Origin of the sequence: Kordiimonas lipolytica, assembly GCF_042651265.1 — a bacterium.
Lineage (GTDB): Bacteria > Pseudomonadota > Alphaproteobacteria > Sphingomonadales > Kordiimonadaceae > Kordiimonas > Kordiimonas lipolytica.
This window is the reverse complement of record NZ_JBHSCR010000004.1, coordinates 47,626-62,499: the sequence shown is the minus strand read 5'-3', so window position 1 is coordinate 62,499 and position 14,874 is coordinate 47,626. Positions and strand designations below refer to the sequence as shown.

Annotated in this window: 13 protein-coding genes; 10 read left to right on the top strand and 3 right to left on the bottom strand. The window is 53.5% G+C overall.

Annotation, left to right across the window (positions count from 1 at the left end):
• Positions 1 to 12 precede the first annotated feature (12 nt).
• The 9 genes from pyrH (at position 13) to fabZ (ending at position 8,875) form a co-directional block, all read left to right on the top strand.
• Positions 13 to 735, top strand: a complete 723-nt coding sequence (gene pyrH, locus ACFO5Q_RS07405) for a UMP kinase (protein ID WP_068149328.1) — start codon at positions 13 to 15, stop codon at positions 733 to 735.
• A 2-nt stretch (positions 736 to 737) separates the two neighbouring features.
• Positions 738 to 1,301, top strand: a complete 564-nt coding sequence (gene frr / locus ACFO5Q_RS07400) for a ribosome recycling factor (protein ID WP_068149326.1) — start codon at positions 738 to 740, stop codon at positions 1,299 to 1,301.
• A 1-nt stretch (position 1,302) separates the two neighbouring features.
• Positions 1,303 to 2,043, top strand: coding sequence for an isoprenyl transferase (locus ACFO5Q_RS07395; protein WP_068149323.1), 741 nt, complete (start codon positions 1,303 to 1,305; stop codon positions 2,041 to 2,043).
• 15 nt (positions 2,044 to 2,058) lie between these two features.
• Positions 2,059 to 2,862: a phosphatidate cytidylyltransferase gene (locus ACFO5Q_RS07390; RefSeq protein ID WP_068149320.1), complete on the top strand. Its 804-nt coding sequence runs from the start codon at positions 2,059 to 2,061 to the stop codon at positions 2,860 to 2,862.
• On the top strand, positions 2,862 to 4,034 hold the full coding sequence (locus tag ACFO5Q_RS07385; RefSeq protein WP_068149317.1) for a 1-deoxy-D-xylulose-5-phosphate reductoisomerase: 1,173 nt from the start codon (positions 2,862 to 2,864) through the stop codon (positions 4,032 to 4,034). Before ACFO5Q_RS07390 ends, ACFO5Q_RS07385 begins: the two co-directional genes overlap by 1 nt.
• 10 nt (positions 4,035 to 4,044) lie before the next feature.
• Entirely contained in the window at positions 4,045 to 5,178 is a 1,134-nt protein-coding gene (locus ACFO5Q_RS07380) for a M50 family metallopeptidase (RefSeq protein ID WP_068149309.1), read from the top strand.
• A 133-nt stretch (positions 5,179 to 5,311) separates the two neighbouring features.
• The gene (gene bamA / locus ACFO5Q_RS07375; RefSeq protein WP_197421170.1) at positions 5,312 to 7,810 is read left to right on the top strand and encodes an outer membrane protein assembly factor BamA; all 2,499 of its coding nucleotides are present in this window, start codon (positions 5,312 to 5,314) and stop codon (positions 7,808 to 7,810) included.
• Positions 7,811 to 7,831: 21 nt separating this feature from the next.
• The gene (locus tag ACFO5Q_RS07370; RefSeq protein ID WP_068149304.1) at positions 7,832 to 8,422 is read left to right on the top strand and encodes an OmpH family outer membrane protein; all 591 of its coding nucleotides are present in this window, start codon (positions 7,832 to 7,834) and stop codon (positions 8,420 to 8,422) included.
• 15 nt (positions 8,423 to 8,437) lie between these two features.
• Positions 8,438 to 8,875 carry a 3-hydroxyacyl-ACP dehydratase FabZ gene (gene fabZ, locus ACFO5Q_RS07365; protein WP_068149302.1) on the top strand — a complete coding sequence of 146 codons (438 nt, stop codon included), beginning with the start codon at positions 8,438 to 8,440 and terminating at the stop codon, positions 8,873 to 8,875.
• A gap of 167 nt (positions 8,876 to 9,042) precedes the next feature.
• Here fabZ and gltA read toward each other — a convergent pair whose 3' ends face one another.
• Together gltA and gltX are read right to left on the bottom strand one after the other, a co-directional pair.
• On the bottom strand, positions 9,043 to 10,329 hold the full coding sequence (gene gltA / locus ACFO5Q_RS07360; RefSeq protein ID WP_068149300.1) for a citrate synthase: 1,287 nt from the start codon (positions 10,327 to 10,329) through the stop codon (positions 9,043 to 9,045).
• Positions 10,330 to 10,380: 51 nt separating this feature from the next.
• Positions 10,381 to 11,787 (bottom strand): glutamate--tRNA ligase, encoded by a 1,407-nt coding sequence (gene gltX, locus ACFO5Q_RS07355; RefSeq protein ID WP_068149298.1) that lies wholly within the window; start codon positions 11,785 to 11,787, stop codon positions 10,381 to 10,383.
• Between the two features lie 188 nt (positions 11,788 to 11,975).
• Here gltX and ACFO5Q_RS07350 point away from each other — a divergent pair, with 188 nt between their 5' ends.
• Positions 11,976 to 14,096 (top strand): ComEC/Rec2 family competence protein, encoded by a 2,121-nt coding sequence (locus ACFO5Q_RS07350; protein ID WP_082719945.1) that lies wholly within the window; start codon positions 11,976 to 11,978, stop codon positions 14,094 to 14,096.
• 17 nt (positions 14,097 to 14,113) lie between these two features.
• Here the strand turns inward: ACFO5Q_RS07350 and lexA are convergent, their stop codons facing one another.
• On the bottom strand, positions 14,114 to 14,803 hold the full coding sequence (gene lexA / locus ACFO5Q_RS07345; protein WP_068149292.1) for a transcriptional repressor LexA: 690 nt from the start codon (positions 14,801 to 14,803) through the stop codon (positions 14,114 to 14,116).
• Positions 14,804 to 14,874 lie beyond the last annotated feature (71 nt).

The following is a 14,874-nucleotide window of genomic DNA, read 5'->3' as shown; positions in this document are numbered from 1 at the left end:
AGATACTGGCTGATGTCCAATGAGCCAAGATTTAAACGTGTATTGCTGAAACTTTCGGGTGAAGCCCTGATGGGCGACGGTAGTTACGGGATTGATCCGGTCACCGCAAATCGCGTGTCACTTGAGATAAAGCGTGCCCGGGAAATCGGCACAGAAGTATGTGTGGTAGTCGGTGGTGGCAATATCTTCCGCGGCATCAAAGGGGCTGCAGAAGGGCTGGACCGGTCGACAGCAGACCATATGGGTATGCTGGCGACTGTGATGAATGCGTTGGCTCTTCAGAACGCGCTTGAGAAGGTTGGTGTAGACACGCGTGTCCTGTCCGCCATTCCGATGGCGAGCGTAAGCGAGCCATATATTCGCCGTCGGGCGATCAGGCATCTTGAAAAGGGCCGTGTTGTTATTTTCGCCGCAGGCACAGGTAACCCGTTCTTCACGACGGACACCGCAGCAGCCCTGAGAGCGGCTGAGATGAACTGTAATGCGCTGCTTAAGGGTACGCAGGTTGATGGCGTTTATAACGCCGACCCCAAAAAGGACCCGACGGCTGTCCGCTACGACCGCCTGTCCTACATGGATGTGTTGAAGCAGGATCTGAAGGTGATGGACGCATCGGCTATTTCATTGAGCCGCGAAAACAATATTCCAATTGTTGTCTTTTCTATTCAAACGCAAGATGAGCTAGTGAGGGTCCTCCAAGGTGAGGGCACTTGCACAATCGTGGGTGAGGAATAAACATGAGTGATGAAGAACTTGATCTGCAGGATATCGAGCGCCGCATGAAAGGCGCTGTTGAAGCGCTGAAGCATGAATACGCGGGCCTGCGCTCCGGTCGGGCGACGACCAGTCTTCTGGACCCGGTAACGGTAGACGTTTACGGTGCCAATATGCCACTGAACCAAGTTGGTACGGTTGGTGTACCAGAGCCGCGCATGCTGTCTGTTCAGGTTTGGGACAAGGGCAATGTCTCCGCCGTTGAAAAGGCGATCCGCAACTCTGGTCTCGGCCTGAATCCTATGATTGATGGCCAGCTGGTCCGTATCCCGATCCCTGAGCTTAATGAAGAGCGCCGGGCTGAGCTCGCCAAGGTTGCTGCAAAATATGCAGAGACTGCGCGTATCGCGATCCGAAATGTGCGTCGCGACGGCATGGATCAGCTCAAGAAGATGGAAAAAGATAAGTCCATTAGCGAAGACGATCACAAGATGTATGCCGATGAGGTTCAGGACCTGACTAACAAGTTTGTTGGCGAGGTGGATGAACTTCTGCAGGCCAAAGAAAAAGAAATCATGCAGGTCTAACATGGTAGCTCAGGCCCAGCCTATCCAAGAGGCGTCAGCAATGGTGCCTCCAAAACATGTTGCCATAATCATGGACGGCAATGGCAGGTGGGCGGCCCAAAAAGGCAAGGCAAGGTCCGCAGGCCACAAACAGGGGGCCGAGGCAGTCCGCGAGGCAATTGAAGGCGCTTTGAATGCAGGCGTCAAATACCTGACCTTATACGCTTTTTCTTCGGAAAACTGGAATCGTCCAGAGGAAGAAGTTCGGGACCTTATGGGCCTGCTAAAGCTTTACCTGAACCGTGAAGTTAAAACCTTACACAAGCAAAATATCCGATTACGTGTGATTGGCCGCAGGGACAGGCTGTCTCCAGATATTCAAAAGATGATCGACCGTGCCGAGGAAATGACGGCCAACAACGATCGAATGACATTGGTTATCGCCCTGAGCTACGGTAGTCGCGATGAGATGCTGGACGCAGCGCAAAAGCTTGCGCGTGCAGTAGCAAAAGGTGAGATGACCGCGGATGATATCACTGAAGCAGTCTTCGCTGATTCTTTGACGACCCGCGGCTTACCAGACCCTGACCTGATTATTAGAACAAGCGGTGAGCAGCGGCTGTCAAATTTCCTGTTGTGGCAGGCTGCTTACTCGGAATTCTTGTTCCTCGATATCTTGTGGCCGGATTTCACCAAAGAGGCATTTGCCAAGGCAGTGTCCGATTTTCAAACTCGCGACCGCCGCTTTGGTGTGCGCCCATAAGAGATAGGGTGCCGTATGCCTTTTGGGATTTCGGATAATCTTTTCAAACGCATAGTATCTGCAGTGTTGCTTTTGCCGGTCGTTTTATGGCCGATCTATGCGGGCGGCTGGTGGTTCGCTGGTCTTTTGGCGCTTGGTGGCGCCCTTATGATTATTGAATGGTGCGGCTTGACGAAGGTTGAGCCAAGGCTTTTACACGGTCTGTCTGCCGCCCTGCTGGCTTTGCTGGTACCTGTTCTGCTTGCTACAGGCTTTGGCGCTGTGGCTCTGCTTATTATTGGGCTAACGGGGCTTGCCTTGCTTGGCAGGATGCTGGTCAAGACGTCACCGTCCCTTGGCTGGTGGTTGACTGGTTTAGGCTATGTGGCGTTGCCGCTTGTCGCGCTTTTTTATATCCGCGAGGCAAGTGCGCTCGTGGTTTTCTGGGTTTTCCTTGTTGTTTGGGCCACGGATGTAGGGGGCTATTTTGCCGGAAAGGGCATCGGTGGGCCAAAACTGGCACCAAAGATTAGCCCAAAGAAGACCTGGGCGGGCCTGTTAGGTGGCATGGCGCTGAGTAGCGCAGTCAGTGTCGCATTTGCGGCATTTTTTGAATTCGACATTAATTATTGGTGGGTAGCAGGTCTTTTGGCTGCCTGGGCGCAAGTGGGAGACCTGCTGGAAAGCGGCATCAAGCGGTCGTTTGGTGTCAAGGACTCGGGCGGACTTATCCCTGGCCACGGCGGTTTGCTGGACCGCGTGGACGGTCTTGTGTTTGTGGCGCCTGCTGTTGCTCTCCTTATGACATTTTACCCCCTGTTTGGTTTTGAGTTATCGTGATGGTGGATACAATCCAGAAAAGCGTGACAGTTCTAGGCGCCACCGGTTCGGTCGGGCAGAGTACGCTCGACCTGATTTCCAGAAATAGAAATAAATTCAATGTTTTGGCGCTCACAGCTTACAGCCGGGTTGAAGAGCTGGCAAAGGCTGCGATCAGCTTTAACGCCCAACTGGCGGTCATTGGCGACGAAAGCAAACTGGGAACGCTTAAGGCGTTGCTTGCGGGCACAGGGGTTGAGGCCGCTGCGGGCGATGAAGCCCTGATTGAAGCCGCCGCTAGGCCATCCGATATCGTGATGGCGGCCATCGTTGGTGCTGCAGGCCTGAGGCCTACTATGGCCGCTGTCCGGCGCGGTGCGACGGTAGCGCTTGCCAATAAGGAATGCCTTGTATGTGCGGGCGACTTGCTGATGGCAGAAGTGGCCGAACATGGAGCGACTTTGTTGCCGGTCGATTCTGAACATAATGCCATCTATCAAGTGTTTGATTTTGGCGCAGCGAAGGCCGTTGACCGGTTGATCCTGACCGCCTCTGGCGGGCCTTTCCTGGGCCGTAGTCGTCACGACCTGCTGGATGTCACGCCTGCGCAAGCCGTCGCACACCCCAACTGGGACATGGGCGCCAAGATTTCGGTCGATTCCGCCACCATGATGAACAAGGGCCTTGAAGTAATTGAGGCGTTTCATCTGTTCCCTGTTTCCAAGGACCAGATTGAAGTTCTGGTGCATCCGCAGTCTGTCATTCATTCGATGGTGGAATATCAGGATGGCAGCGTATTGGCTCAGCTTGGCTCACCTGATATGCGAACGCCGATCGCCTATAGCCTGGCATGGCCGGAGCGCATGGAAGCCCCGGTGAAGCGGCTATCGCTCGCTGAAATTGGGTCACTGACCTTTCAAGCCCCTGATTATGAGGCCTTTCGCTGCCTTGCGCTGGCTAAAGAAGCCCTTGACGCGGGTGGGGCGGCCCCGGCAGTGTTGAATGCTGCGAATGAGGTTGCTGTCGGTGGGTTCTTGTCGGGACAGATCGGCTTCATGGATATCCCAGCACTGGTCGAGGAAACTCTTGCCCAAATCGACATGAAAGCGCCACAATCGCTAACGAATGTGTTTGAAATTGATCAAGAGGCGCGGCGCCTAGCCGGGCTACAGTTGGAAAGCCGGAAGAAGTAAGGATTACTCCATGGAGACCGAAGGCCCAGGACTGTTTTTCACCATTGCCGCATTTATCGGGGGCTTCAGCCTGCTCGTGTTTATTCACGAGTGGGGACACTATATCGTTGGCAGGATTTTCGGCGTGAAAATCGAGACCTTTTCGATTGGTATGGGGAAGGAGCTTTTTGGTCGCACTGACAAGCGGGGCACGCGTTGGAAAATCAGCCTGATACCGCTTGGTGGCTATGTTAGATTCTTTGGCGATGCGTCTGCGGCCAGCAATCCTGGTGATATTCCTGAAGGTTTGACCGAAGAAGAAAAGAAGGTTTGCTATCATTTCAAGCCTCTGTGGCAGCGGGCCCTGATTGTTTTCGCCGGTCCCGCCGTTAATTTGATTGCTGCGGTTCTTGTTTTCGGCGCCTTTGTGTATCTGCACGGCGTCGCGATTACTGAACCCGTAGCGGTCTCTGTTGGGGCCGAGGATCCGGCAGGTGTTGCTGGCTTCCAAAGCCATGACCGCATTACGCAGATCAACGGCCAGGAAGTGGACCGTTTCTCTGATATCGCACGTATTGTCAGGCTGCGCCCAGGGCACACACTTGATGTAGTTGTAGAGCGTGAGGGCAGGGAAGTGATCCTTCGCCCAACCATTGGGACCAAGTATTTCGAAGACCGCTTTGGTAATCGCTATCCTTATGGATATCTGGGGGTTGGCAATTCAGACGAAGACGGTCGGACGCCATACACGCAGGTTATTGAGCACCCTGGCTTCTGGCTTTCCATGTCTGAAGGCAGCCGCCAGATGGTCTCAACCACTAAAATGATTTTCACTACACTGGGCCAGATGATCCTTGGGGTTCGTTCTGTGAAGGAATTGGGAGGGCCCGTGCGGATTGCCACTGCAATCGGCGAGGCCGCCCACGATGGCCTTGAATCACTGGTATGGCTTCTAGCCATGCTGTCACTTAATCTTGGTATTGTGAATTTGCTGCCAATCCCGGTGTTGGATGGTGGGCATTTGCTGTTTTATGGGCTTGAGGCAATCAAGGGCTCACCCATCAGCAAGAAGGCTCAGGAAGCCGGTTTTGTGGCTGGATTTGCGCTAATGTTGATTTTTATGTTGCTTGTGACATTGAATGACTTGCAATCCTTGCCGCTCTAGGCCAATTTCACCGCCATTGTCGCTAAAAAAATTATGAATGGGCAGGAAAAAGTTGCGTTTATTTAAGATGTGCGTGATGTGGCGCTTTGTTATAGCGCTTACGATCGGGGGAGCTTCGCTAACGGTGCCGGCAATGGCGCAACAGCAGCCAGCTGCCCAGCAGATTCCTATTATCCGTCAGATCAGTGTGATCGGCAACGAACGGGTGGAGCCGGAGACCATTGCGTCTTATCTGGCTGTCCAGCCCGGTCAGCCTTTCGATGCGGAGCGGCTGGACATCAGCCTTAAGAATCTGTTTGCAACAGGCCTGTTTTCCGATGTGGAGTTGTCGGAAAACCAAGGGGCCTTGATCGTCCGGGTTGTTGAAAACCCGATCATCAACCGCATTATCTTTGAAGGTAACAAACGGCTTGATCGCGATGAACTGATTGAAGAGGCCCGTTTGAGGCCCCGTCAGGTCTTTACTCGTGCGAAGGTTCGCGCTGATGTTCAGCGGATGTTGGAACTGTATCGTCGCTCTGGTCGCTTCGCTGCGATCATCGAGCCAAAGGTGGTTCAGCTTGAACAAAACCGCGTCGATCTTATTTATGAAATTCAGGAAGGCCCGAAAACAAAAGTCAGCCGTATCAATTTTATCGGTAACCATGTTTTCAGCGATGGAGATCTGCGGGACGTCCTGGCGACGAAAGAATCCCGCTGGTGGAAAATCTTCACATCGAACGATACTTTCGATCCTGATCGTCTAGCCTATGACCAGCAGGTCTTGCGCCAGCATTATCTGAATGAAGGCTATGCTGACTTCCGGACTGTGTCGGCAATTTCTGAGCTCACCCCTGACCGGGAAGACTTCTTCATTACATTCACGGTGGAAGAAGGCGAGATTTACGAATTCGGCGAAATCGATGTGGAGAGCGAAATCCGTGATGTAGATGCCAGCCTGTTCCGCGCGTTCCTTCTGATGCGTGAAGGGATGACCTATAATGCGGAAGCTATCGAGAAAACGGTTGAATCGCTCTCGAACGCTGCAGGCCTTCTGGGCTATGCATTTGTGGATGTTCGCCCACAGATCAGCCGGGACCGTGATGCGCGTAAAATCAACATTACCTTCCGCGTTCTTGACGCGCCACGCGTGTATGTGGAACGGATCAACATCAGTGGCAATGTTGTGACGCTTGACCGGGTGATCCGCCGCGAATTTCGTTTGCAGGAAGGCGACGCGTTCAACTCTGCTCTTGTTAGCCGGTCGGAAACTCGCCTCAAGCGACTGGACTTCTTCCGGGAGGTGACGATTGAGCAGCTTCAGGGGTCAGACCCTGACCGCATGGTGCTGGACGTGAATGTCGAGGAGCAAGCAACAGGCCAGTTGAACCTTGGTGCCGGTTTCTCGAGCCTTGAAAACTTCATTTTCGATTTCTCGATCCAGCAACGGAACTTCCGCGGTATGGCGCAGGATCTGCGTCTGGGCCTTCGCCTGTCCGGAAGGCGGCAGGAAATTGATCTCGGTTTCACTGAGCCATACTTTATGGGGCGCCGGGTCGCTGCAGGCTTTGACATTTTCGCACGCAAAGTAGATTCAAGCTCGTTCGGGTCCTTCTTCGATACGAAATCGATTGGCTTCTCTCTGCGAGCTGGGATGGCGATCAGTGAATATTGGACACTTTCCACCCGCTATACATTGCGTCGGGATAATGTGAATATTCTGGATGGCTTCCTTAATAGCTTCTTCCAGAGTTATTATGGTACCCAGACCACTGAAGGTGTGACCGATGAAGACGAAATCGCGCGCCGGGTAGGCCTTTATGATGTAAACGGTGATGGCGCGGTAACCCTTGCTGATTATGACGTCAATGGTAGTGGTGCTGACAGCATTGCCGAGCTGGATTTTGACGAAAAAACCGTAGCGCTATCTACCGGTATCCAGGATTCTCTTGGCAATCGCTTCCAATCCATTTTGGGCTACACGGTTGGATTCAACACGCTGAACAGTGTTATCCGTCCAACACGTGGTCACAGTTTCTACTTCAGCCAGGACTTTGCCGGTTTGGGTGGTGATGTGCGTTATCTGCGGTCGTCTCTGAACTTTGACAACTACTGGACACCGTGGCAGGGCTGGACCTTCCGGGCCGGCGGTGAGGCAGGGATTATCCACGGCCTGGGCCAAGATATTCGTCTGTCAGACAAGTTCTTTATCGGCGGTCCGCGTATGCGTGGCTTTGATGTGGCAGGTATGGGGCCTCGTGATTTCGCCAGCGAACAATCATTGGGCGGCACGGCCTATTATATCGGTCGCGGTGAGCTCTTCTTCCCGCTAGGCGATGCCGCTCTTGAATCGGGCATCCAGGCCTCGGCATTTGTTGACGTAGGGTCATTGTTCCGCGCGCAGGAAGATAGCCGACTGGAATGTACCTTCACTCAGGCTGAATTTGACGCGGCAAATGCTGACAACACGCTTTCCAGCCTGAACACAAACTGTCTTGCAGGTAATTCGCCAGCGCCACGGATTTCCGTGGGTATCGGCTTCTCCTGGCAGTCGCCATTCGGGCCATTCCGGATCGATCTGTCTAAGACATTGAAAAAACAATTGGGTGACCGGACGCAAACTCTGCAGTTTAACGTCGGGACGGCCTTCTAAGGGTAAACTAGGGAAAAAATAATGGGTAACATGTTTAAATCATTGAAACTGGCTGTTGTGGGTGCGCTCGCCGCACTAACCATCACAACTATGGCCACGGCACAGATCCTGACTGTGGATGACGAACGCGTTGAGCGTGAGGCAGCTGCATACAAGGATTTCAACCTGCAGACAGCAGAACTGCGTCAGAACATCCTGCAGCTTCGTCAATTCATCACGCGCGGCGGTGTGGTAGAGCAACAGCTCGCAGACCTTGAAAAGCGTAAAGCCATCATCGGCAACGATAAGTATGAAGAAGAGAAGCGCAAGCTGGAAAGCCAGTATGTTCAGGCGCAGCAAGCCCTTAGCCAGCTTGAGTATACCTTCGACAAGCTGCGCCAGGAAGCTATGGTACAAGTAGAGCGTGCGCGCCAACCTGTAATCCGCAGCCTCCTTTCTGACCGCAAGGCCCAAATCATCATGCTGAAGCGCTTGGTACTGGGTTCTGCCGCAGGTATCGATGTAACCACAGAATTTATCGAAAAGCTCGATGCTGAACTGCCAACTGTCTCGCTGAACATGCCGCAGAAAGCTGATGAAGCAGCACCTGCCGCAAATGGCGAAGGCCAGTAACCAGGGTTCCTGAACATGGAATTTGATATCCAGAAAATTATGGAATCGATACCGCACCGGTATCCATTCCTTCTGGTCGACAAGGTTGTTGACGTTGTGTCGGGAGAAAGCGCTACCGGTATCAAGAATGTCACGATCAACGAGCCATTTTTTCCAGGCCATTTCCCGCAGAAACCGGTGATGCCGGGCGTTCTGATTCTTGAGGCTATGGCCCAGACAGCAGGCGTTCTTGCGGTCGATTTTCTGGGTGACGATGCCAAAGGCAAGGTTGTCTACTTCATGGGTATTGATGGCGCCAAATTCCGTAAGCCAGTCGGTCCTGGAGATCGCCTGGAGATGAAGGTCCAGAAGACCCGGGGGGGCGGGGCCGTGTGGAAATTTGACGCTCAGGCATTCGTTGACGGTGAACTGGTAACAGAGGCCAAGCTGACGGCAATGCTGGGCGGCGAATAGGCCCTGAACTATATAAAGTGCTTATAATGAAGGCGGTCCAAGCGGGCCGCCTTTTTTATGTGGTTACGCGAAAGAGCGGCTTTGGCTAGGAAGCGGAGAGGGCCTGTGTATTGGTAATAAAAAAAGCCAGCTCCTGGGAGCTGGCTTCCTTTGTCACTGGATTCGTTCTAGCGCTTGTCGAGCGGAACGTAGTCGCGTTTTGGTGAACCCGTATAGAGCTGCCGAGGACGACCGATCTTCTGGGTCGGGTCTTCGATCATCTCTTTCCACTGAGCAATCCAGCCGCTGGTACGGGCCAGGGCAAACAGAACGGTGAACATCTCGGTTGGGAAGCCCATGGCTTTCAGGATAATACCGGAATAGAAGTCTACGTTAGGATAGAGCTTCTTCTCAACGAAGTAAGGGTCTTCAAGCGCAATCTTCTCGAGTTCCATCGCAACGTCAAAGAGTGGATCGTCGACGCCAAGCTCTTTAAGAACCTTGTGTGCGGTTTCCCGCATTACAGTCGCACGCGGGTCAAAGTTCTTATATACGCGGTGACCGAAGCCCATCAGGCGGAACGGGTCGTTGCGGTCTTTTGCGCGCGCCACAAACTCTGGAATGCGGTCAACGGTACCGATTTCCGAGAGCATGTTCAGGCATGCTTCGTTTGCACCGCCGTGGGCAGGGCCCCAAAGGCATGCAATACCGGCAGCGATACAGGCGAATGGATTGGCGCCAGAGGAGCCAGCCAGACGGACTGTCGACGTAGATGCGTTTTGCTCGTGGTCTGCATGCAGAATGAAGATCAGGTCCATGGCTTTTTCAAGCGTTGGGCTGACCTTGTATTCCTCAGCAGGTACAGAGAACATCATGTGCAAGAAGTTGCCAGCATATGACAGGTCATTGCGTGGATATACGAAAGGCTGGCCAATCGTATATTTGTACGCCATGGCAGCAATGGTTGGAATCTTGGCGATCAAACGGTAGCTCGCAACCATACGCTGGTGTGGGTCATTGATGTCGGTGCTGTCATGATAAAAGGCAGACAAGGCGCCCACTACACCAACCATCACAGCCATTGGGTGTGCGTCGCGGCGGAAACCAAGGAACAAGCGGTGAAGCTGCTCATGCACCATGGTGTGGTGCGTGATGTCCCACACAAATTTTTCTTTTTCCGCTTTGGTTGGCAGTTCACCAAACAGCAGCAGGTAGCAGACTTCCATAAAGTCGCTGTCGGCTGCCAGTTGTTCGATCGGATACCCGCGGTACTGCAGTTCGCCTTTTTCACCATCAATATAGGTGATTTTAGACTCACAGCTTGCTGTAGATGTAAAGCCAGGGTCAAAGGTAAACATGCCCGTCTGCGCGTAAAGCTTGCGGATGTCCAATACCTTCGGACCTACAGACCCCTCCATTACAGGAAGGTCGACGTCTTCGCCGGCGCCGGCCAGTTTAAGGGGATCATTTGTCATGGTCCAAACTCCTTCTTAAAAAATACAGTCTGCCTGCGCAGACCTACAAGGCTAAGCGGCAATGAGGTCCCTCAAGCGGCCGATCGTTTCTTCCTGGCCCAAAATCTCCAGGGTTTCCACTAGGTCGCCGCACTGCTTTCCACCAGTTACGGCAGCCCTGATCGGCTGCATCACCTTGCCTAGTTTTAATTCTTTCGCTTCCGCGAAAGAGAAAATGGCAGCTTTAATAACCGACGCTTCCCAGTCAGTCACCGCTTCCAATTCGGTTGCCACTTGTCCCATCAGGTCGGACGTGTCCTCGCCTGACAGGGCTTTGGCAGCATTCTCGGTTAGGCTTAGCGGGCGAACATTACAGAAAAGAGACGCATTCTCTGTAATATCTGGCATCCGCTTCGCGCGTTCCGCCAAGGCAGGCAATCCTCTAATCAGGCGCTCTTCCTCAGCGGCAACAAGTGAGTGACCCACTTCCTGTTCTAGATCGTTTCTGATCAGCGACAAGAGTGCGTCAGCCTTTAAATTACGAATATAGTGGCCATTCAGATTATCGAGCTTGTCGAAATCGAAACGTGCAGCACCCTTGCCGACATTTTCCAGGTTAAACCACTCGATTGCCTGTTCGGTAGAGATTATTTCATCATCGCCGTGGCTCCAACCCAGTCGCAGCAGGTAGTTGCGCATGGCTGAAGGCAAATAGCCCATGTCCCGGTAGGCCTCAACACCAAGAGCGCCATGGCGTTTTGACAGTTTTTTGCCATCTGGCCCGTGAATAAGCGGGATATGTGCCAGAACAGGCGGTGTCCAGCCCATGGCTTCATAAATCTGATGCTGACGGAAGGCGTTGTTCAGGTGGTCATCCCCGCGCACGATGTGGGTAACGCCCATGTCATGGTCGTCAACAACTACAGCCAGCATATATGTGGGTGTACCGTCGGATCTGAGGATGATCATATCGTCTAGATTGCTGTTTTGGACAGTAACCGGGCCTTGAACGGCATCTTCGATGGTGGTCTCCCCTTCACGCGGCATACGGATGCGGATCGAATAGGGTGCGCCCCCGGGGGCTTCGCTCTCATCCCGGTCACGCCAGAGATCGCCACGGAAGTTACCACCATTGGCGCGTGCTGTTTCGCGGGCCTCGGTCAGCTCCTCACTGGTAGCGAAGCATTTATACGCCATGCCTTTTTCAAGTAGCTCCAGCGCGACTTCTGCATGCCGCTCAGCCCGACCTGCCTGGCTGACGGCATCACCATCCCAGTCCAGCTCCAGCCATTTCATGCCGTTAAGAATGGCCTCGATGGCTTCGTCGGTAGATCGTTTCTTGTCAGTATCTTCGATACGAAGGAGAAACTTCCCGCCGAAATGGCGAGCCAGAAGCCAATTGTACAAGGCTGTACGAGCCCCGCCGATATGGAGAAACCCAGTCGGAGAAGGCGCAAATCGTGTAACCACTGTGGGCATGTCAGTTTGCATGCTCAGGAACTAAACCCTTGTTGTTTATAACAAATATAGGACGCTGGAAAAGTGAGGGAGCGGCCTAAAAGAAAATTTGATTGGCTTGTATCACATGTTTCTTCACAACACAAATTGCAGTGCAGCATTTTTTTGTGTTCCGAGACAAAAATCCGGGCGCTACTATACCCTAAATAGTGTCAAATCACCTCAGGATAGGCAGTACAGTGCACTCTCCCATTCTTCTTGCGCGCTTGAAGGGCTCATTGCGTACTTATGACGCACTGCAACACGTGCATGGTGAATGGAGGCTGTTTTCCTTGGTTACAGGTTTCGCGCTGGGCAGTGTCCTGCAGATTGTGCCCAATACGATATACCTAAGCCTTCATGTGTTATTACCTGTCCTTGCCTCGCTCATAATTTTGGCCCTTTTTCTGGGAAATATGCAGCGCTTCCTAGTGCAATTACCGCTGGCCGTATTGCTGGGGATGACCTTTGCCGCGGGCCGCATCGAGTACCTGAGTGGCCCACGCCTGGACAGTGAGCGCTACGCGAGCCTTGAAGGTGAAGTGAAAACCGTGGAAGAGCGCGCGGGGAAGGGGACTCGGCTGATCATAAGGCCTACTGCACTTGATGGCAGGTCTGGTGCGATGCCCGGAAGTATACGGCTTTTGGTTCGCACGGAGGTGCAGGGCGACTTGATGCCCGGTGTGCTCATTCGAACCAGGGCCTTGCTGCACGCGCCCAGGGGCGCCATCACGCCAGACGGTTTCAACTTTGCCCGCAAGGCTTTTTTCGACGGTATTGGCGCGGAAGGGTTTGCTGCAGCCCCGGTTGAAATACTACCGCCTCAAACGGGACAAGAACCGGGACTACGGGAAAAACTCGAAAGACTTCGAAGGGCGGTTGCAGAACGTATCATGGCGGGCCAACCCGATCAGTCAGGAGCTGTCGCTGTCGCGCTGTTGGTTGGTTACCGTCACTATTTGACAGAAGAAACAGTCGAGAACTTTCGTGATGCTGGGCTGGCACACCTGATGGCCATTTCAGGATTGCACATGGGACTTATCACCACGGCAGCTTTCTTTCTGTTTGAGTTTCTGTTCGCTGCTTTTCCTGCTGTCGCGCTCAGGGTGCCGCCCCGCAAGCTGGCTGCACTGCTGGCTTGGGCTGTCGCATTCGGGTACCTGCTGCTTTCGGGTATGGGCGTGGCCACTGTGCGTGCCTTCATCATGGTCTCTATCGGGCTGCTTGCAGTATTGCTTGACCGTAGGGTCCTGTCATTACGGAATGTGGCAATAGCAGCCGGACTGATTTTGAGCATCTGGCCGGAAGCGATCCTTTCGGTGGGCTTCCAGATGTCATTTGGCGCCACGGCAGCCCTGGTTGTCGCCTATGAGCGTTTGTATCGGTCAGGCATAAAGCTGCCGACTGGCAAGGGAGTCCGCAGCAAGGTCCTGAATTTCCTGATTATGACAGCTTTCACGACGATCGTTGCCGAAGTGGCTGTGGCGCCATTTGCACTCTATCACTTTCAGGCCACACCGCTTGTAGGGTTGGGTGCTAACCTTCTGGCTGTCCCTTTGGTTAGTCTGATTGTCATGCCACTGGCGCTATTAGCCTTGTTAACTATGCCCTTGGGGTTTGACGGGCCCATACTGCATGCCATGGGGGCGGTAATTGACATGGTCAGGCAGGTCGCGGCTTTTTTTGGCGCGCCCAGTTTTGGTGTCGCGCATATCCCGCAGCAATCCGGCGCTTTCATTTGTGTCGCCAGCGGCATTTTCATTTTTCTGTTGATCCTGCGAGGACGGGTTGCCTGGATACCGGCACTAGCTGGACTATTATTGATGCCTTTCCTGTATCAGGGGCCACGCAATGATTTGCTGATCGACAGCGGCGGGAATATTGTCGCGGTTTATGATCAGGATGCAGACAGGTTCGCCATCTCAGGGGGGCGGCGGGGCGGCTTTCGTGACGACGCCTGGGCCCGATACTGGGGTCTCTCGCCAGACGAAGCACCAAAAAAACTTGACCGCCAGTGTGACAGCGATGGTTGCCACACGAATATCGGAGACAGATTGCTGGTTGCCAGAGCACGTTCATTAGAGGGTATGCGGCGTGATTGCGCTAAGGCTGACATTGTAATCATGCCTGTTCGTTGGCGCCGCTATTGCCGCGGCGACGCCGTAAAGCTGTCAGAAGAAGGACTGGAGAGATACGGGCCTGTAGCCTATGAGCCGAAAACCGGCACGGTCCGATGGAGCAGGGAGCGGGGCGACAGGCCCTGGCATATAGGGGCAGTCAGAGCCGACTAGCCCCTTCATCAGTGGTGTTAATGATATTGGCGCAAAAGCCCGACAAGACGACCTTGGACCTGAACCCTGCCAGCCTCTAAAACCTGGGTCTGATAGTCTCGGTTGGCGGGCACCAGTTCAACAAATTTTCCATTACGTCGCAATGTCTTAAGTGTAGCTTCTTCACGGTCTACCAGAGCGACGACCACTTCGCCGTCCCGCGCAGTATCGGCGCTTTCAATCACGACTGTGTCACCATCGAGAATACCCATCTCAACCATGGAATCGCCTGATACTTCAAGCGCAAAGCAGTTGCCGCGCCCCATCATTGCGCCAGGGATAGAGACAAAACTATCGCGGTTCTCCAGCGCTTCAATCGGCGTACCTGCCGCAATCTTGCCATGCAGGGGAATTTCAAACGTGTCATCTCCAGCCGAGGGCTGTACAGCCGGTGCTTGGTTTTGCCCGAAGGGTGCACTGACAACATTGTCGCCACCTTGTCTGGTGGGCATATTGTCCGGAGTTTTGAGTATTTCAATCGCACGTGCCCTGTTGGCCATGCGGCGAATGAAGCCGCGCTCTTCAAGAGCGTTAATCAACCGGTGGACGCCGGATTTTGACTTAAGCCCCAACGCGTCCTTCATTTCGTCGAAGGAAGGCGAAACACCGGAACTGGCCAGTCGCTCCTGAATGAAAAGCAGCAGCTGGTTTTGTTTGGCGGTTAACATGGCTCCCTCCGGTTTTGTTTTCGGTATGTTCTCTTTTAGTTCACCTTTTGGATGATTGTCAAGGCCTTCGG

Bases quoted from the DNA above. Each gene is read 5' to 3' on its own strand.
- pyrH (WP_068149328.1), top strand. From the start codon at position 13: ATGTCCAATGAGCCAAGATTTAAACGTGTATTGCTGAAACTTTCGGGT.
- frr (WP_068149326.1), top strand. From the start codon at position 738: ATGAGTGATGAAGAACTTGATCTGCAGGATATCGAGCGCCGCATGAAA.
- ACFO5Q_RS07395 (WP_068149323.1), top strand. From the start codon at position 1,303: ATGGTAGCTCAGGCCCAGCCTATCCAAGAGGCGTCAGCAATGGTGCCT.
- ACFO5Q_RS07390 (WP_068149320.1), top strand. From the start codon at position 2,059: ATGCCTTTTGGGATTTCGGATAATCTTTTCAAACGCATAGTATCTGCA.
- ACFO5Q_RS07385 (WP_068149317.1), top strand. From the start codon at position 2,862: ATGGTGGATACAATCCAGAAAAGCGTGACAGTTCTAGGCGCCACCGGT.
- ACFO5Q_RS07380 (WP_068149309.1), top strand. From the start codon at position 4,045: ATGGAGACCGAAGGCCCAGGACTGTTTTTCACCATTGCCGCATTTATC.
- bamA (WP_197421170.1), top strand. From the start codon at position 5,312: ATGGCGCAACAGCAGCCAGCTGCCCAGCAGATTCCTATTATCCGTCAG.
- ACFO5Q_RS07370 (WP_068149304.1), top strand. From the start codon at position 7,832: ATGGGTAACATGTTTAAATCATTGAAACTGGCTGTTGTGGGTGCGCTC.
- fabZ (WP_068149302.1), top strand. From the start codon at position 8,438: ATGGAATTTGATATCCAGAAAATTATGGAATCGATACCGCACCGGTAT.
- gltA (WP_068149300.1), bottom strand. From the start codon at position 10,329: ATGACAAATGATCCCCTTAAACTGGCCGGCGCCGGCGAAGACGTCGAC.
- gltX (WP_068149298.1), bottom strand. From the start codon at position 11,787: ATGCCCACAGTGGTTACACGATTTGCGCCTTCTCCGACTGGGTTTCTC.
- lexA (WP_068149292.1), bottom strand. From the start codon at position 14,803: ATGTTAACCGCCAAACAAAACCAGCTGCTGCTTTTCATTCAGGAGCGA.